The 16082-nt window shown below is 45.2% G+C and carries 14 protein-coding genes and 1 tRNA gene; 6 read left to right on the forward strand and 9 right to left on the reverse strand.

Annotated features, from left to right (window positions below; genetic code table 11):
* Positions 1 to 64 precede the first annotated feature (64 nt).
* Positions 65 to 187 carry a hypothetical protein gene (locus ACFVU8_RS08575; protein WP_387426778.1) on the reverse strand — a complete coding sequence of 41 codons (123 nt, stop codon included), beginning with the start codon at positions 185 to 187 and terminating at the stop codon, positions 65 to 67.
* 202 nt (positions 188 to 389) lie between these two features.
* Between ACFVU8_RS08575 and ACFVU8_RS08580 the strand changes: the two genes are divergently transcribed.
* Together ACFVU8_RS08580 and ACFVU8_RS08585 are read left to right on the forward strand one after the other, a co-directional pair.
* A complete protein-coding gene (locus ACFVU8_RS08580; RefSeq protein ID WP_387426779.1) occupies positions 390 to 1487 on the forward strand; it encodes a HupE/UreJ family protein in 1098 nt (365 codons plus the stop codon).
* A 117-nt stretch (positions 1488 to 1604) separates the two neighbouring features.
* Positions 1605 to 5516 (forward strand): Ig-like domain-containing protein, encoded by a 3912-nt coding sequence (locus ACFVU8_RS08585; RefSeq protein WP_387426781.1) that lies wholly within the window; start codon positions 1605 to 1607, stop codon positions 5514 to 5516.
* 292 nt (positions 5517 to 5808) lie between these two features.
* Here the strand turns inward: ACFVU8_RS08585 and ACFVU8_RS08590 are convergent.
* The 6 genes from ACFVU8_RS08590 to ACFVU8_RS08615 all read right to left on the reverse strand — a co-directional run bounded on the left by ACFVU8_RS08590 (position 5809) and on the right by ACFVU8_RS08615 (position 10419).
* Positions 5809 to 5880, reverse strand: a tRNA-Val gene (locus ACFVU8_RS08590).
* Positions 5881 to 6012: 132 nt separating this feature from the next.
* Positions 6013 to 6600 (reverse strand): CDP-diacylglycerol--glycerol-3-phosphate 3-phosphatidyltransferase, encoded by a 588-nt coding sequence (gene pgsA, locus ACFVU8_RS08595; RefSeq protein WP_387426783.1) that lies wholly within the window; start codon positions 6598 to 6600, stop codon positions 6013 to 6015.
* 61 nt (positions 6601 to 6661) lie between these two features.
* Complete coding sequence (locus ACFVU8_RS08600) at positions 6662 to 7129, reverse strand: VOC family protein (RefSeq protein WP_387426785.1); 468 nt, start codon at positions 7127 to 7129, stop codon at positions 6662 to 6664.
* Positions 7130 to 7285: 156 nt separating this feature from the next.
* On the reverse strand, positions 7286 to 8842 hold the full coding sequence (locus ACFVU8_RS08605; RefSeq protein WP_387426786.1) for a helix-turn-helix domain-containing protein: 1557 nt from the start codon (positions 8840 to 8842) through the stop codon (positions 7286 to 7288).
* Between the two features lie 152 nt (positions 8843 to 8994).
* A complete protein-coding gene (locus ACFVU8_RS08610) occupies positions 8995 to 10017 on the reverse strand; it encodes an ABC transporter substrate-binding protein (protein WP_387426788.1) in 1023 nt (340 codons plus the stop codon).
* Positions 10018 to 10203: 186 nt separating this feature from the next.
* Entirely contained in the window at positions 10204 to 10419 is a 216-nt protein-coding gene (locus ACFVU8_RS08615) for a hypothetical protein (RefSeq protein ID WP_066370982.1), read from the reverse strand.
* Positions 10420 to 10604: 185 nt separating this feature from the next.
* Between ACFVU8_RS08615 and ACFVU8_RS08620 the strand changes: the two genes are divergently transcribed.
* The 3 genes from ACFVU8_RS08620 (at position 10605) to ACFVU8_RS08630 (ending at position 13273) form a co-directional block, all read left to right on the forward strand.
* Positions 10605 to 11123 (forward strand): DUF3231 family protein, encoded by a 519-nt coding sequence (locus tag ACFVU8_RS08620; RefSeq protein ID WP_175374503.1) that lies wholly within the window; start codon positions 10605 to 10607, stop codon positions 11121 to 11123.
* A gap of 176 nt (positions 11124 to 11299) precedes the next feature.
* Positions 11300 to 11881: a YitT family protein gene (locus tag ACFVU8_RS08625; protein ID WP_379466265.1), complete on the forward strand. Its 582-nt coding sequence runs from the start codon at positions 11300 to 11302 to the stop codon at positions 11879 to 11881.
* Between the two features lie 129 nt (positions 11882 to 12010).
* Positions 12011 to 13273 (forward strand): DNA polymerase IV, encoded by a 1263-nt coding sequence (locus ACFVU8_RS08630; protein ID WP_387426790.1) that lies wholly within the window; start codon positions 12011 to 12013, stop codon positions 13271 to 13273.
* A 110-nt stretch (positions 13274 to 13383) separates the two neighbouring features.
* Here ACFVU8_RS08630 and ACFVU8_RS08635 read toward each other — a convergent pair whose 3' ends face one another.
* Complete coding sequence (locus ACFVU8_RS08635) at positions 13384 to 13695, reverse strand: hypothetical protein (RefSeq protein ID WP_379466267.1); 312 nt, start codon at positions 13693 to 13695, stop codon at positions 13384 to 13386.
* A gap of 167 nt (positions 13696 to 13862) precedes the next feature.
* Here ACFVU8_RS08635 and ACFVU8_RS08640 point away from each other — a divergent pair, with 167 nt between their 5' ends.
* Complete coding sequence (locus tag ACFVU8_RS08640; RefSeq protein ID WP_379466268.1) at positions 13863 to 14537, forward strand: hypothetical protein; 675 nt, start codon at positions 13863 to 13865, stop codon at positions 14535 to 14537.
* Between the two features lie 135 nt (positions 14538 to 14672).
* Here the strand turns inward: ACFVU8_RS08640 and ACFVU8_RS08645 are convergent, their stop codons facing one another.
* Positions 14673 to 16028, reverse strand: coding sequence for an arsenic transporter (locus ACFVU8_RS08645; protein WP_387426792.1), 1356 nt, complete (start codon positions 16026 to 16028; stop codon positions 14673 to 14675).
* Between the last annotated feature and the right edge of the window lie 54 nt (positions 16029 to 16082).

Here is a 16082-nt window from a genome sequence, read left to right on the forward strand (position 1 = left end):
TATTAAACCATGAATAGGGGCCAGCCTTCTTTCGATTTTTATATAAGAAATTATTAATTATTTTTCAAAACAACTTAGCATCTGCTACTACTAAATCTATTTGCTTATTATAATTTGCCTCTGCAGCCTCAAAATAAATCTGCATTTTTAAAACCCCTCTTAAATTCGCTGAAATCTCAGTAGGCATATCTCCTCCACGCATGCCATCTTTTCTAAATAATCCTGTCCATCTCCTTTGACCACGATGTTGTAAACAATTCTTTTTTCATAAGTATTACATCCATCCGGCTTCGTTTACATTATTTTTTAAATCATATAGAACAAAATTCACATTAGCCGATTAATCTCTATTTGTAGATTGGACAACTCAGAGGGGCGATGGGAAATCAATGAAACGATTTTTTAAGGGCATTACAATCGGTTGTTTGTTATTTTTACTATCCTTATGCATTGTACCTCCGTTTTCCGTGTCAGCTCACCCGTTAAGTGTGAGTTACAGTACCGTAACGAATACCGGAAATGGTGTTGAGTTTGTATACTCCATAGATCTTTTATCCGTTACCGAATCTACAAATGTGGGGTTGATCGATAAAAAGAAACTGCAGGAATCAAATGAAACAATCGACAAATGGATACGGAAAATGCTCTCTGTAAAAATCGACAATGTTGCACAGGCAGGACAATTAAAATCAATGGAGCTCGAAGATAAACGGGAGTTAGGACTGACTTTGGTACGAGTCGTTTATAACTTTCCGAACGCCAAGAACGGACAAACCATAAGCCTGGACGATGCCATGTATATGGGGAATAGCTCTAACTATACGAATCTTCTTGTTTTTAAAGAGGGAGATTCCGTTACTGAAACTGTACTGAAAGGGGGCGAAAGACATTGGCAAGCCGTCTTGGGAGAAGTTCAGGAGGGGGCACATCAGTCTGCCCTACCCGGCAGTTGGGTTGATTTTTTGCTATTGGGAGCCGAGCATATTCTAACGGGATATGATCACCTTTTATTTTTGTTAGCACTGCTGCTTAGAAAACAGACTCTTAAACAATATGCGTCAATCATTACTGCATTCACCATTGCGCATAGCATCACTCTCACCCTCGCTGTAACAGGAATCGTAAGCGTACCTTCACGCTTTGTGGAAGCCACAATTGCGCTCAGCATATGTTATGTTGCGATTGAAAATCTCTTTCTTAAAAAAATCTCGCACCGGACACTCATTACTTTTTTATTCGGACTTATTCATGGTTTAGGTTTCGCAGGTATTTTAAGCGAGATGGATATTCCAAAATCTCACTTGGCTGTTTCCTTAGTCAGCTTTAATGCCGGCATTGAGGTCATACAGCTTACGCTAGTAGCTCTGCTTCTTCCTTTGCTTACTTGGAGCCAACGCACGCGTTATCAAAGGCAAGGCGTCATCATCGCTTCAACCATCATAGCATTGATCGGTGCTTTCTGGTCGATCGAGCGGTTGTTTCTCTAAGCGATGCTGCAGGTTTAATCCATTCGTTAAGGAGGTGACGCACCATGTAGAGAACTCCATAAATACCTCTGAAAAACTCAAATCGAATACAAAACCAAAAAGGTGGGAATAGACGTCATGATGTCACTGTTAAAAAAAGCATCCATGGTTTTATGCTCTCTTGCAATTTTGCTGCCCATCACATTATCCCCATTAGCGGGATCAACTGTTCAGAAGGCTCAAGCAGCTACCGAGAGAACGTTCAAAATTGCTGTATTGCCTGATACCCAAATGTATTCGAGATATAAACCAGAAATATTTGATGCCCAAACAGACTGGATCAAAAAATTCCAGTATAGCGAAAATATCGTATTCACCACTCATTTGGGTGACATTGTCGATCGAAGCACACAGGAATATGAGTGGAAAAATGCAGACAAATCAATGAAGACATTGGATGATGCGAAGATTCCTTATGGCTATACGACAGGAAATCACGATATTGCCGATTGGCTGGATGACGATAGCCGTGACGATAATGACAGATATAATCAATTTTTTAATCAATACTTCAAGCCTGCTTCCCGCATGGGCAGCAACCCTGGATTTGGCGCCACCTCACCTAAAGGCTACAGCTCTTACTATACATTTCAAGGAGCCGGAAAGACATTCCTCGTACTATTCATTGACTGGAGAGCTGGTTCAGACACCCTAAAGTGGGCCAATCAAGTTCTGCATGACCACCCAAATTACCCAACCATTTTAGTAACACACCAACTTTTGAATATTGATAGCGATGGAAAAACAGCCGTGATGACCGATAACGGCCAATTTTTGTGGGATCAATTGATAAAAGGTAATGATCAAATCTTTCTGACGCTCAATGGCCATCATCATGGAAGTGCTCAAATGGTCAAAAAAAATGATAGTGGACATGATGTACTTATGTCGGTTATTGATTACCAGGGATACTACATGGGCGGTAACGGAATTATGCGAACATTAGAGTTCAATCTCGATGCCGGCACAATTTCCGCCAAGACGTTCTCCCCGTGGGTTATGAATCTACCTGCGGATCAGCGTGACGCAACCTATGACATTGAAGAGTTAACCGATCCCAACAACAAGTTTACTGTGAACATGGACTTTAAAGAGCGGTTCAAAGGAATTTGGGATGAACAAAATAACGCACCGCAGGCGACAGACGTCTTCTATAACACAGCCGATGGGAAAACATTGAGCGCCAAGCTTAAGGCAACGGATAAGGATGCGGACGCATTAACTTATTCAATCGTCTCTCCTCCGACAAAAGGCACTGTGAAGCTGACCGACGCTGCTACCGGATCTTTCCTGTATACACCGGCAGCGGGCATGACGGGTACAGATACATTCACATTTAAAGTCAACGATGGCTTCGTTGATTCCAACGTCGGAACTGCAACAATTAATATTCGCGATGCATCTGCCGGCAATGGAGAGGTAGCGCACTGGAGATTCGAAAAGCCGGCTGACGGCTCCTTCAATGTTAAGGATATTTCCGGCAACGGCAATGATCTGTACCGAGTTGACCTTATGACGAGAGATGTTCCGGATATCGATATGAAGTGGTCCGATGACAAGTCTCCTTTTTCCAAAAGCAACGGTAGTCTTGAGATTTCCTCTTATGGTAAAAAGCCCGAGGAATTATCCTATCTTCGCACAAGTGACGATGCAATGTTGAATAAAATGACCTTTCAAAATGGTTATACGATCGAAGCATATTTCCGGATAGCCAAAAACTTCGACGCGTCGAAGAACGGCTGGATGGGTATCTTGGGGCGCGGAGGTACGGGAGCAGAAGCCGGTAAAACAGACGGGGACAAGGAAGAGCCTATTGCAACACTGTCTATCTCTACGCTCAAAGAGGTGCAATGGGCAGCCTACCCGACAAATCTTAACGGCCTTAAGACAAACTGGTCGGGTGAAACGTTCTTCGACTGGGTTCACGTAGCCATCGTTAACGATACCCATTCGACAAAGATGTACATTAACGGATCTCCAGTGCTTCGCAATGATGAAGGTGAATCCGGGGAGCCTCTAGGATTAGCTACAGCTATGAGAAATGGAAAATATGTACCGTGGATCGTCGGCGCATATGCTTACGATAATGTGTTCGAAAAAGGATTCAATGGCGGGATTAATGAAATCCGCATTACGGATCATGCATTGGATCATTCGGAGTTCCTCATGAATGAGAATGAAATACCCGTCAGTAACGATATGACCGTAGAAACAAATCAGAACAAAGAATACAATGGAATACTATCCGCTACTGATACGGACATGAACCCGTTATCGTATGAAATTATGGATAAACCAGCCAATGGTTCGGTAACGGTTGATAAGCAAACGGGGAAATTCGTTTATATTCCTAACCGCGATTATAACGGATCTGACCAATTTACTTACCGTGCTTATGACGGCAAAGCGTATTCTAACATTGCCCGTGTTAGCATAACGGTTATCAAGAATAATCCCCCTGTCGCACATGATATTAGCCTAGCTACGGCTCCTGGCAAACCGTTGAACGGGATGTTAAAAGCCGATGATGCAGATGGCGATATGCTTACATTTAAATTACTGAAACAGCCAAGCAAAGGAACGATTCAGTTCATTGATCCGTCCACGGGTGCTTTCCAATATGTACCGGACAATGGACAAACGGGTCCAGATTATTTCATTTATAACGCAACAGATGGTAAAAATGAATCCGCGGAAGCTGCCGTCATTGTACAGATTGAAGATTCTGCAGTCGGTTCAGGAGACTGGAAGGCTTCGAATCTTGAATACTCGGTACGGCAAGGCCAAACATTAACTGCTACCGTTTCCGACGCCGTGTACAAGGAAGATCATGATAAAATCAAACATGTTAAATTGTTAAAACTCCCTGAAAAAGGGCACGTGACAGTGACAGAGGGAAGCAACGGAGCTTTTGAGTACAAGCCGGATGCCGGAAAGAGCGGCATAGACGTGTTCACTTTCCAAATCAGCGATGAAACCAGAACAACTAATGAAGCTTATGTATTTGTTCATATTGAACCGAACAGCGCACCAGTGGCAAGCAATGTTCAGCTTCAAACGACGGTGAATAACGCAGTTGATGGGCACATGAATGCCCGTGATATGGATTCGGATGCTCTCGTTTACCGGATCATTGACCAACCAAAATTCGGTTTGCTAACGGTCACGGATGCAACCTATGGAGCATTTAAATACGTGCCGAACAGTGGTTTTACAGGAACAGATACATTTACTTACCAAGCGAATGACGGTGTGTCCGACTCCAATATTGCTGTAGTCAGCATTGATGTCAGCGCTCCTCCTTCCAACAATGATAATAGCAGCGGCGGCGGTATAACTCCGGCTCCAACGCCAACACCAGCAGCAACACCATCTCCAACACCAACTCCGTCTGTTGAGCAGCCGAAGCCAACCCCTTCGCCGCAAAAGCCAGCCGAGGGCAATGTACCGACAACCGGATCTGTCACGTTTAATGATTTGTCCAAGCATTGGGCAAAAGAAGCGGTTGACAAATTAAGCAAGTTGGATATCGTCAGCGGGTATCCAGACGGAAGCTTCAAGCCGGAACGGGAAATGACACGTGCTGAATTTGCTGCCCTTATCGTGAAGGCACTCAAGCTCAAGGAAGATAATGGTCCATCGTTCCAGGATATGAACGGACATTGGGCTGATGCCATGGTTCGAACAGCAGCTAAAGCAGGTATCATTGAAGGCGTGAGCGCATCATCCTTTGCGCCAGAGCTTAAGATTACCCGGGAGCAAATGGCGGTAATTATCGCCCGGGCATTAAATATGACAACAGGCAATGAAGGAACATTAAACTTCAAAGACAAGGCAAACATTTCTTCATGGGCTGTTGATTCGTTGAAGGCTCTTGCAACCAGAGGAATTATCCAAGGCTACGCAGACGGTTCATTCCGCCCCGATAAGCCGGTAAGCCGGGCCGAAGCGGCAACAGTTATTGTGAAAATGTTAGATATGCAAGATTAAATAACAGATACTTTATTAGAAGCTGTTCCAAGTCACCCTCTTGTGGTTATGACTTGGGGCAGCTTTCTTTTATTTGAATGAACAATGGTAAAGCTGGAGTCCGCACAAAGAACCAATACGATGTATTGGTTCCTTCAGAGTGTGGATAGACCCAGGTTATTTAAAAATCTTGGGCTTCTTTTGTATTTTTGGGGATGTAAAACTGGGAAGAGCTAGATTAGTCTGGATCTCCCGTTCCAACTTATCTCTAAACAAAACAAAAAAAGCCTTGATATACAAGGCTTTCTGCGTATAGGACGGATGGGGTTCGAACCCATGACCCCTACCCTGTCAAGATAGTGCTCTCCCGCTGAGCTACCGTCCTGCAACGAAATATAATATACCATAGATTGGGCAATAAATGCAATTATTTTTTTAAAAGAAAAAACTACCCGAACTAGTTCTGATAGTATAAACTCTCATCCGCTTCCTTGTTAGCTAATATAACCACACTTGATCAAGATTCAAGTTTTAGCATTCGATAATTATTCTTTATATAGTTATAGCCCGAATATATAGTCAGAATTAATGCAGCATACATAAGTACCTGATCGACACGAATTTCCGTGATGTAACGGAATGAGAGGTTATTCAAGAGAACCGCTGATACAGCAATAACCTGAAATACCATCTTTATTTTTCCGAATCGATCGGCCTGCAACGTGATTTTTTGAGATGCTGCCACGATTCGAATCCCGGTAATTATGATTTCCCTTGCTATAATAGCAAAGGCTACCCAAGTATATATTAACTGCTGACTTACCATTAAAATTAAAGCTGTGGAAATTAGGAGTTTATCTGCTAATGGATCAAGCAGCTTTCCTAGGTTTGTTATCTGATTATACTTTCTTGCAACATACCCGTCTAATTTATCAGTGACTGAGGCAAGTAAGAATACTGCTGCAGCATAATAAATTCCATAGAGATCTATGTGATGTATGATAGTATTTTCCTTGATTAACCATTCAGGATATATAGGGAAGAGCAAAATAAAGATAGGAATTAATAGTATTCTTGCGATGGTTATTTTATTAGCTAAATTCATGTATTCCCTCCTTCATGGGTCAAAGAGATTATAACATTATTCCTTAATATGACAATATGTGTTATCCATTATTGGAACGCGAGTGATCTGCTCTTTTCAGGAGTGGGTAATCCCCTGTAATCTCAATCAAATTCCCATCCGGATCATTCAGCATAAAGCAGTAATACGGCTGCACCACATTGATATATAGAATTTCGGTCACGGTCCCAATATTCAATGACTGAATTCGCTCATACTCTCTCTGCAAGTCAGGAACATTGAAGTTTAAAACCACATTGTTACCATATTGGGTAGCGTGATCTTGTTTATATTTCAAATACGCTTCATCAAAATGAACGGATATATCTTCACTATCCTTGATGAGCCGCTGGTCATATTCCGGATTCCACAGGGCAATGGTATTTCCGCAATGAAATTGCGCCCATCTTTCGAGATTTTTGGATATAGCTTTCATATTCAGCAATGCCTCATAAAAGGCGATAGACCGGTTCATATCCTTAACGACTAAATAGGTACATCCTAATTGCACTCCATATCATCTCCCATACATAACTTCCAAGTATTTACTTCGAATGATAACGAACATACGATCCTATTGCAAGCTAAAAAAGCCCGACCAATGGGTCCGGCTTTAACTCACGTTTAGCTTCCAATCATAGCTACTCTCTTCTTTCATAAAATCCTCTCAAGCCAACACCCGCAGCACATCATCAATCTTCCTTCTATGCGACAGCACCCCGTAATTCATCCAGCTGAGAAAATCCACCTCATACACGTGGTTATTGCGGACCGCGGGCAGGCTTTGCCAGAGCTCCGTCTGGAGCAGTTCCCTGCCCTCTCCTTCGCCTTTATCGAAGGTAATGAACAGGTGGTCGGCATCCAGCCGGGCCAACATGTCTGGCGGGAGGTTGATGCGTCGTTCGCCCCGGGCTAACTGCTGCACCAGCGGGTACGGCTGGAGGCCCAAATCTTGGTGCAGTACACCTGCCGTATAGCCCAGATCTTCGCTGCCATACAGCGTAATCCCGCAAGCTGAAAGCCGAAGAAAGGCTACGGTCTGATCGCGAACGGAACGGGTAAGCAGATGTCTGGCTTCCTTGGCTTTGTGCTCATAGCTACTGATGATTTCGTCCACCTGGCCGGTTCTTCCGAACACCGAGGCCACGGTCATCAGGGTGGAGCGCCAGTCCTCACTGCTCATCATCGGCACCTTAAATAGTGGGGCTACGGTGCGGCATTGCTCCAGGCTCCAGCGTTGGTATCCATCATTCAACAGGATCAGCTCGGGCTCATAACGGGAGAGCGACTCCCAGTTCCCGGACGAAATCTCAAACGGCGGAACCTGGTGCAGGCCGAGATAGTCTTGCACGCCCCACTGGGCGTGTGCATACTGGGCAACAGGAATGATGCCAAGTGCCAGCAGATAGTCCTCCATAAATGGAGCAAACACGCGAATATTCTCCTGGTGGGTGCGGCGGTATTGTCCTGGTGTAACCCCTACTGCCCCTTTAAAGCGCCGGTTAAAATAATACTCGTTGCTGTAGCCTACCGTCTGGGCAATGTCGTAAAGACGGTCATTCGTCATCAACAATAATTGTTGTGCACGATCAATGCGCAGGTCATTCAGGTGATCCAGGGGGAATTGCCCCGTAATCTCCTTGAACATTTGGGTGTACCGGGAACGCCCAATCTTGGCTATGTCTGCCAAACGGTCTACCGTCCAGACCTCGTTATAATGCTGTTTTAAATGTTCAATAGACTGCTCTACAGCACTTCGAACAGTATGCTCATGCTTGTCCGTTGTCCTCTGCCGATAGAGCAGCAGCAATAGCTCCAGAAAGTGAATATGACCCATAAGACGGGCAGCCTCCCCGCTGCTGGCCTGCTCTTGATGAAGGGTCTCCAGCAGCAAAAGACACTTAGAGAACGGTTGGCAATCCACTGGTCCAGGCACCACCAGTTCTCCAGCTTCCGCCAAGCTAACCCGCCTATATCCCGCCTCGCTTTGCCCAATCACTTCAAAACCAATCTGATAATAGCGCAGTCCCCGCGCCCCGCATTCCAATCCCCCCGCCATGCCAGGAGAAAGCAGAAATCCGGCACCTTGCTTTAGAGAAAATCCCGTTCCATCTGCAACCAGCCTTCCCTGTCCTTCTACTGCCACCACTAGGGTCCATTCCTGAAAAAATTTAGGCATATCTTTGGAATGTGCAGGTCTGTTTAGCAGTTCTATTTGGTTCAAAGCGTATAACAACGCCTCCTTGTTTGGTGGCTCTCTATGATCCACGACGTTCTTCCGCCCCTTCTTAACTGAGAATGATTTTCACTAATTTAGTGTAAAACAAAAAAGAAAGCTCTTCAACCGGAGTCGGGAGCTTTCTTCTAATATTTGTCTTACTTCACCATGTATTTCAACAGGTCGTCCAATTTCATGGAGTTAGCGGTGATCGCCCCCGTTTGCCAATGGGAACGCTCCATTTTATACACCTTGCCATTTTTGATCGCCGGGATGTTTTTCCACAGCGGACCTTCCAATGTCTTGTAAGCTTCCTGATTCTCCGGGTCTTCCCAGGTGCCGTTGGCAGGGAATACGATGAGATGATCTGCTCCCAGCTCAGGAATAACCTCTTCAGAGATAATCGCTTGATAATCCGTCATATTAGCTACCATAGGTATTGGATTAAGTCCAAAATCCTTGTAAAGCACGCCAGTAAACCGGTTGTTAACCCCGAACAGGGCCAATGTCTTGTCAGCAACATTTAGCCTGATTACCGCAACGGTTTCTTTTCCAACCGCCTGCTGCAGCTTAGCCTTTACATCTTCCACCTTCTGTTTGTATTCTGCTAGCACTGTCTCCGCTTTCTCCGGGATGCCCAGTACATCCGCAATAGCCCTCAGTATCTCCGCAGAGTCCTGCAAAACTGCTTCCTTCAACCGGTAGGTGGGTGCTATTTTGGAATACTGATCGTACCTCTCCTTGTCCACGCTCCCATCCACGATGATCAGGTCAGGGTCCTGGTCCAGCAATGCTTCCAAGTTGCCGCTAAAATCAAACAAGGGAACATCCAAATGAAGATAATCCTGTTTGCCCCAGTTCGGATGATACCATTGGACCACCGGTGTGACGCCCAGTGCTTTTAGATAATCTTCAATATACAGACCGACTACGCGCTTCGGATGAACCGGAATTTCCACCTCTCCGAATTCATCGGTTACTTTCCGTGTTGCATTGTCTTCAGCGTTGTCTTCAGTTGTGTTCTCGGTCTTGCCAGCCGTCTCAGTACTTGGCTGAGTCTTCTCTGTATTATTCGTTGCAGTTGCTTCTTTAGGCGTATTATTGGCCCCGCAAGCTGTCACCCCAAGTACTGCTACCATTAACAAAGCTGTCCATGCAGCCTTTTGACCCCATCTAAGCATCTTTCTCCACCTCAACTGTAATTGATTATCATTCTCATATGATGACAAGAACAATGGTAACCTACAGCTGATCCTTTGTTCAATGCACTTTTTCTCCCGATTTCTTATACAAACGATTGCTCCCGCTTGTCGACAGCGGGGTCCCTTATGTTGTGATTGAGCTGTTATTCTCGCCTTCTGCCAGACTCAACCGCCTGTCAGAACACGAAATTCATACAGCTCCCGGCTGTATGACAACCCACGGATGCGAACACAATTAGGGGTATACTCGCAAATCCGTCCGCCAAGCTCCAGAATATCCTCTGCTTCCCCGCCTTTGACAGCCACCGCTACAAGCGTCTCGGATAACGCCGAGGCCAGCAGATCGATATCACTTTCCAGCACTTTATATGTAAAATCCATTTTCTTCTATTCGCTCCTTGACCTTAGCGCTTATTTAATAGTAATAATTACTATTAATAATATAGCTGTATTTAATCACTGCTGCAAGCCTTAAATTCCCTCCCGCAGCAATAGCGGAATAAAACAGTTGTTGCCGGACAAGCTATTTACACGATCATAAACTATTTATAAAGGAGCAATACGCAATGGGCATTCTAAGTGGCAATCCTAAAGACGAACCCATGCACTACGGCGAAATATTCGGTGTGTGGCAATTTTCCGCCAAAGCAAAAATGACGCTATCCGCCCTCCAGGCCTACCATTATCATGCAGGCGATCAGGACTTGAAGAAAATTATTGATGATCTGATGGATCAGGCCCAGGGGGAAATCAAAGAATGCGACAAGCTCCTTAAAGCCTCCGGCGTCTTCCCTACCCCTACACTGCCGGATCGGCCTTCCACCAAGCTGGCGGACATTCCAGCAGGAGCCCGATTCTCCGATCCCGAGATTGCCGCTGCGCTCTCTGCCGGGGTGGCCATGAGCCTCGTCGAATGCAGCCAGATTATGGGCATGTCTATCCGCGAGGATGTCGGCGCCCTGTTCATGAAGATTCATGCCGCCATGGCCTCCCTTGGACTCGCACTCCTACGGATCAATAAGCAGAAGGGCTGGCTCATCCCGCCCCCGCTCCAGCTTAAACGCCCGGAACCCGTGCCGGTCTAATCCCTTCTCTCTGATCCTGCGCAAGCAGGGTCTTTTTCCATTATGGAAGGCGTCCTCCGCTTACGCGGCCCATGGTAATGGGAGGTTCATGGTAAGACTTTTTCTTCTTTCAGAAGCAATTTTTTACCAATGACAAGCATATTCATAAGACATGCCTAAATGTGGAGATGTTGAATATGAGGTCATGGTCCAAATACGCCATCATTTTGCTGGGAAGTTTGCTTATTGCCGCAGGGACCAACTTTTTCCTTGTCCCTTATAAAGTTCTGGATGGCGGAATTATCGGCATAGCTCTCATTATCAACTATTTGTATGGTATCAATATCGGAATCGCCATTGTGGTCTGCAGCCTGCCCGTGTTTTTGCTGGCCTGGCTCAAGAACCGCGATGTCTTCCTCAATAGCCTGATAGGCCTGTTATGTTCATCTCTGCTTATTGAGCTCGTGGCCCCTTTCCAGTACCACTTCCTCTATTACATAGAACTTGGACCCATCTCAAGTGCAATTATCGGCGGATTTCTGATGGGACTCGGCCTTGGGCTGATGCTGCACTTTGAAGCCAGCACCGGGGGCACAGATCTGCTTGCCCACTTTATTACCCGCTATGTGCCACTGAACGTCGGGGTCATCATCTTCGTGACGGATGCTATGATCATTGGTGCTGGCGGCCTGCTGATCTCCAAGGAGACCTTTGTTCACTCCCTCTTCACCATCGCCTCCGGCGCAGTGGCTACCGGACTTTGCACCCTGCAAGACTGAAACGAATGGAAATAAATATGCATATACACGATCATATGTTCGTATTATAATAACAATCAACTATCCCGCCCGTCAAAATAACGCCTCTACGTATCTGCTTCTACTGCCTTTACCTGGAGAGTGACGAATATGAATAAAGAACGCATCATTATGCTGTCCGACTGCCAAAGCTTCTATGCCTCAGTCGAAAAGGCCGCCAATCCCCAATACAACGGCAAACCCCTCGCCGTTGCCGGAGACCCGGCCAGACGCAGCGGTATTATTCTCGCCGCCTGCCCCCTCGCCAAGCAACAGGGTGTAAGCACTGCTGAGACTCTGAAGGAAGCCTTGGCCAAATGTCCTGAACTCATCGTGGTCCGGCCCCGCATGCAGCATTACATTGATGTCTCCGCCCAAATCACTGGCATTCTGCGCACCTTCAGCGACCTCGTGGAGCCCTACTCCATCGACGAACAGTTTATAGATATTACAGGCAGCACCTCCCTGTTCGGCAGTCCGCAGCAGATTGCCACTGCTATTCAGGACCAAATCTCCAAAGAAACCGGCGTATATGCGCGGATCGGCATCAGCTACTCCAAGGTCACGGCCAAGATGGCCTGCGATTTGTGGGCCAAAAAAATCAAGGGCGGCCTCTTCACCCTGGCACGTCAGCAGCTCCCGGAACTGCTCTGGCCGCAGCCCATCGGCAACCTGTTCATGGTGGGCCGTCGCATGTCAGCCCATTTTCACAGTATGGGCCTTACAACAATCGGCCATCTCGCCCAAATGCCCCTGGCCGAGCTGAAATGGCGCATGCGTGAGAAGTTCCACAAGAACTGCGATATTGACGCAGAGCTCTACTGGCGAATCGCCGGTGGTCTGGACGATAGCCCCGTGCATCCGGCAACCTACGAGGCTCCGCCCAAGAGTGTCGGTCATCAGATGACACTGCCCCGCGATTATCACACGCTAGCTGAGATCAAGACCGTGCTCTTGGAACTCGCAGAGCTGGTATGCAGGCGTTGCCGACGCCTCGCGGTGAATGGCGCCGTCGTATCCGTTGGCTGCCAAGGCGCCAGCTTCGAAGCGCCAACCGGCTTTTCCAGACAAAGCAAAATGAGTGACCCCACCAACGCCACAAGCCTTGTATACGAGGCGGCCGTGGCCCTCTTCCGGCGACATTGGGACGGCCAGCCTGTACGCCGGGTGAACCTCAGTCTGTCTGAGCTTAGCGATGAGAACCAGTACCAGCTGACGCTGTTTGAGACCCGCCCTAGGTATCGGGAGCTGGAGCGAGCCACTGACAACCTGAAGAACAAATATGGTGATACGATTATCGGGCGGGCGGCTTCCTTCACCGATTCCGGACTGATCAAGGACCGGGCAGGCAAAATCGGCGGACATTACAAGTGAACCTGTGTATCGTCTACCAAAAACACAAAAACACCGCACTCCCCTGAAAAAATAACAGGGGATGCGACATTTTTGTACAATACTTTCGTTAGGACTCTTTAAACTAAGAGTTATACAAGATTGATATTCTTAAAATTAGGGATGATAATCAGTCGTCCCTTTCCTTTTTCCTTTTCACTCTCGCTGCCCGGAACGAAAATCCCAATCGTTTGAATATTACCAACCTCGATTGCAAAATCGGAATGCGGTGAAACATCAGTCGTAATGGAAGATGCATTGTAGCGAGTTATCACAAGCTGAAGCACTCTCTGGCCCTCGTTCTTCAACTGTACCAAAGCATCAATTCCAAAAGGAACTTCTTCTACAAAGTAACCCTGACCAACCCCAGCTTTCTGATCGATACGCAAATCTGCATGTTTCATCCTGCTTGACTCCCTTCCAGTTGAGATAATACATAGTATTCGATTCACTGAAGTTGCGACTAGTTATTCAACTATTATTTTAATAAGTAGTTAAAACAACCATAACTTTAATCTATAGAGCACATATATTTACATTATCTGTACCCAAAACTAAGGAGAGATGTCATATGAACTTGCTAAATAGTCTACTAGGCAAACAAGTTGTCGCAGTGGTTGCAGGAGTTACCCAGCCTTTAGAAGGGACATTGGTAGATACGGGAACTGATGTTATAGTTATTAGCAGTGGAGTAAAATTTCTGTATATCCCGATTGCCCACGTTAAATCCTTAATAAACAATCTGGAAGCTATCGGAGAACAGAACGATATCCCCATATCCTTACCTACCAGTCAAGAAACAACCATCTCTCTTCAAACGCTTGTGGAGAATAGCCAGGGGAGTTTTACAGAAATTCATGTTGCCGGAGCCCATACACTTCACGGTTATATTCAAAGAGTTCTGGCAGATTATTTACTCTTCTATTCTCCTATTTTTGATACGATACTCGTTCATATGAAACATCTTAAATATTTGGTTCCCTATCCCCCACAATTTGTTCCTTACTCCTTGAAGCAAGATAAGCTGAATTCAGACCTCTCTGCTGTATCGACAGAGCCCAACTTCATTCAGCAACTAGAAAAAATGGAGGGGAGTTCCATCGTAATAGATCTGGCTGCTCCTTTTCAAAAGGCCGGATTATTAAAAAAAGTCCAAGCTCCAATGTTTGAGCTTGTCACTCCAACTGGTGAAAGTATATTTGCACCGCTAGACCATATTCAGACAGTGAACTACCCAAGAAAATAAAGTCGATAAACAACCAATATATAGATGATGAGAAGAAGTCCAGCTTCAATCGTTCATGCTGCTGTAAGAACGGTTGAAGCTCTTCATCAAGTGAACGCTACAGCGCCCGTGATCACAACCTCTTCGCTACAGCCTTTAAACAAAAATCAGTTGGACCCAATAGTATAACAAAAACAAAGTTACAACAGTTGTTAATGGGACTACAATCAAGGAGACTTGTAAATAGTCCCTCCATTTAATTCCAATCTTCTTTTGTCTAAGGATATGCATCCAAATAAGAGAGGCAAGTGTTCCAATAGGGAATAGCAAGGAACCCATATCGCTCCCTATAATATTAGCAAGATAGATCGTTTTTAATGTGATGGGGTCAAGTCCCATTTCGGTTAAGGTAATGGTTCCGATCATTAAAGCAGGATGGTTATTAAAAACATTAGATAGAATCGAAACTAGTCCGCCCATGATAAAGCTCGCCTGCAGTAATCCTTGTTCTACAATGGGGGTACAAATTCTCACAAGCATGGTTGTTAGTCCGGCATTATGAAGTCCGTATATAATAACGTACATAGAGAAAGCGAAAACTAAGATGTGCCACGGTACTTTCTTTAGTATATCGACAGGATTTGTGCCCAGATGGTACCATCTCCATAGGAGTAAAATACTTGAACCAAACACCGCGACCCATTCAACCGGAATCGTAAAGTAAGATGCAACAAAGAGGAGACAACGCAGTACAAAAACAAACAGTAATACTTTCAGCATGAATATTGTCCGTTTTCTCTTGGTTTCAAGAGAAATTCTCTTCTTCAATGGATGAAAGTTGTAAGTGAAAAATCTCTCTTCTATATCATATGTTGCAGCAGGCAATACCTTCGGCAACTTTTTTTTCAATACAAAAAACATTAGGCACGACATAAAAAGTAAACCAATAGTTGCAGGTACAAACATCATTGCTGTATGCATGTACAGGCTCATATGAACAATTTTCAATGCGATTAAATTAACAATATTACTTACTCCGATAGGAGCGCTGGAAGCTGTTGCGATCAAAGCACCACTTAATAGATAAGGAATCATTTGGTGGGGTTTTAACCATAGATTTTTTAGTAATAATATTAAAATAGGAGTTGTAATCAAGATACTTCCGTCATTATTAAATAAAAGAGTCATTAAAAAGCATAGTAGCTGAATATACCAGTACAACCGATAGCCTGAACCTTTGGACATGATCGCTAGTCGTGCAGCAGCCCAATTAAAAAAACCAAAGCTTTCCAATATGACAGCCATGACAATAGTCGCCATAATGGTAACAGACGCGCCCCCAATCTTATCGATGATGTCTACAACTTCATTGCCAGATACGATTCCAGTAAGTAATATAATCGCAGCTCCGATTGATGCTGGCCATGCTTCATTTATACCGCCAGGTCTCCAAAAAATAATTAGCATGGTCATAGTGAAGACAAAGAAAGTCATTGCGATGTCGAAAGTCATGATTACACTCCTCCTTTGTGCCTTTCAAAATATAAGACAAGCGCTACACTCTAA

It is taken from the genome of Paenibacillus sp. NPDC058177 (assembly GCF_042883835.1).
Classification (GTDB): domain Bacteria; phylum Bacillota; class Bacilli; order Paenibacillales; family Paenibacillaceae; genus Paenibacillus_AQ; species Paenibacillus_AQ agri.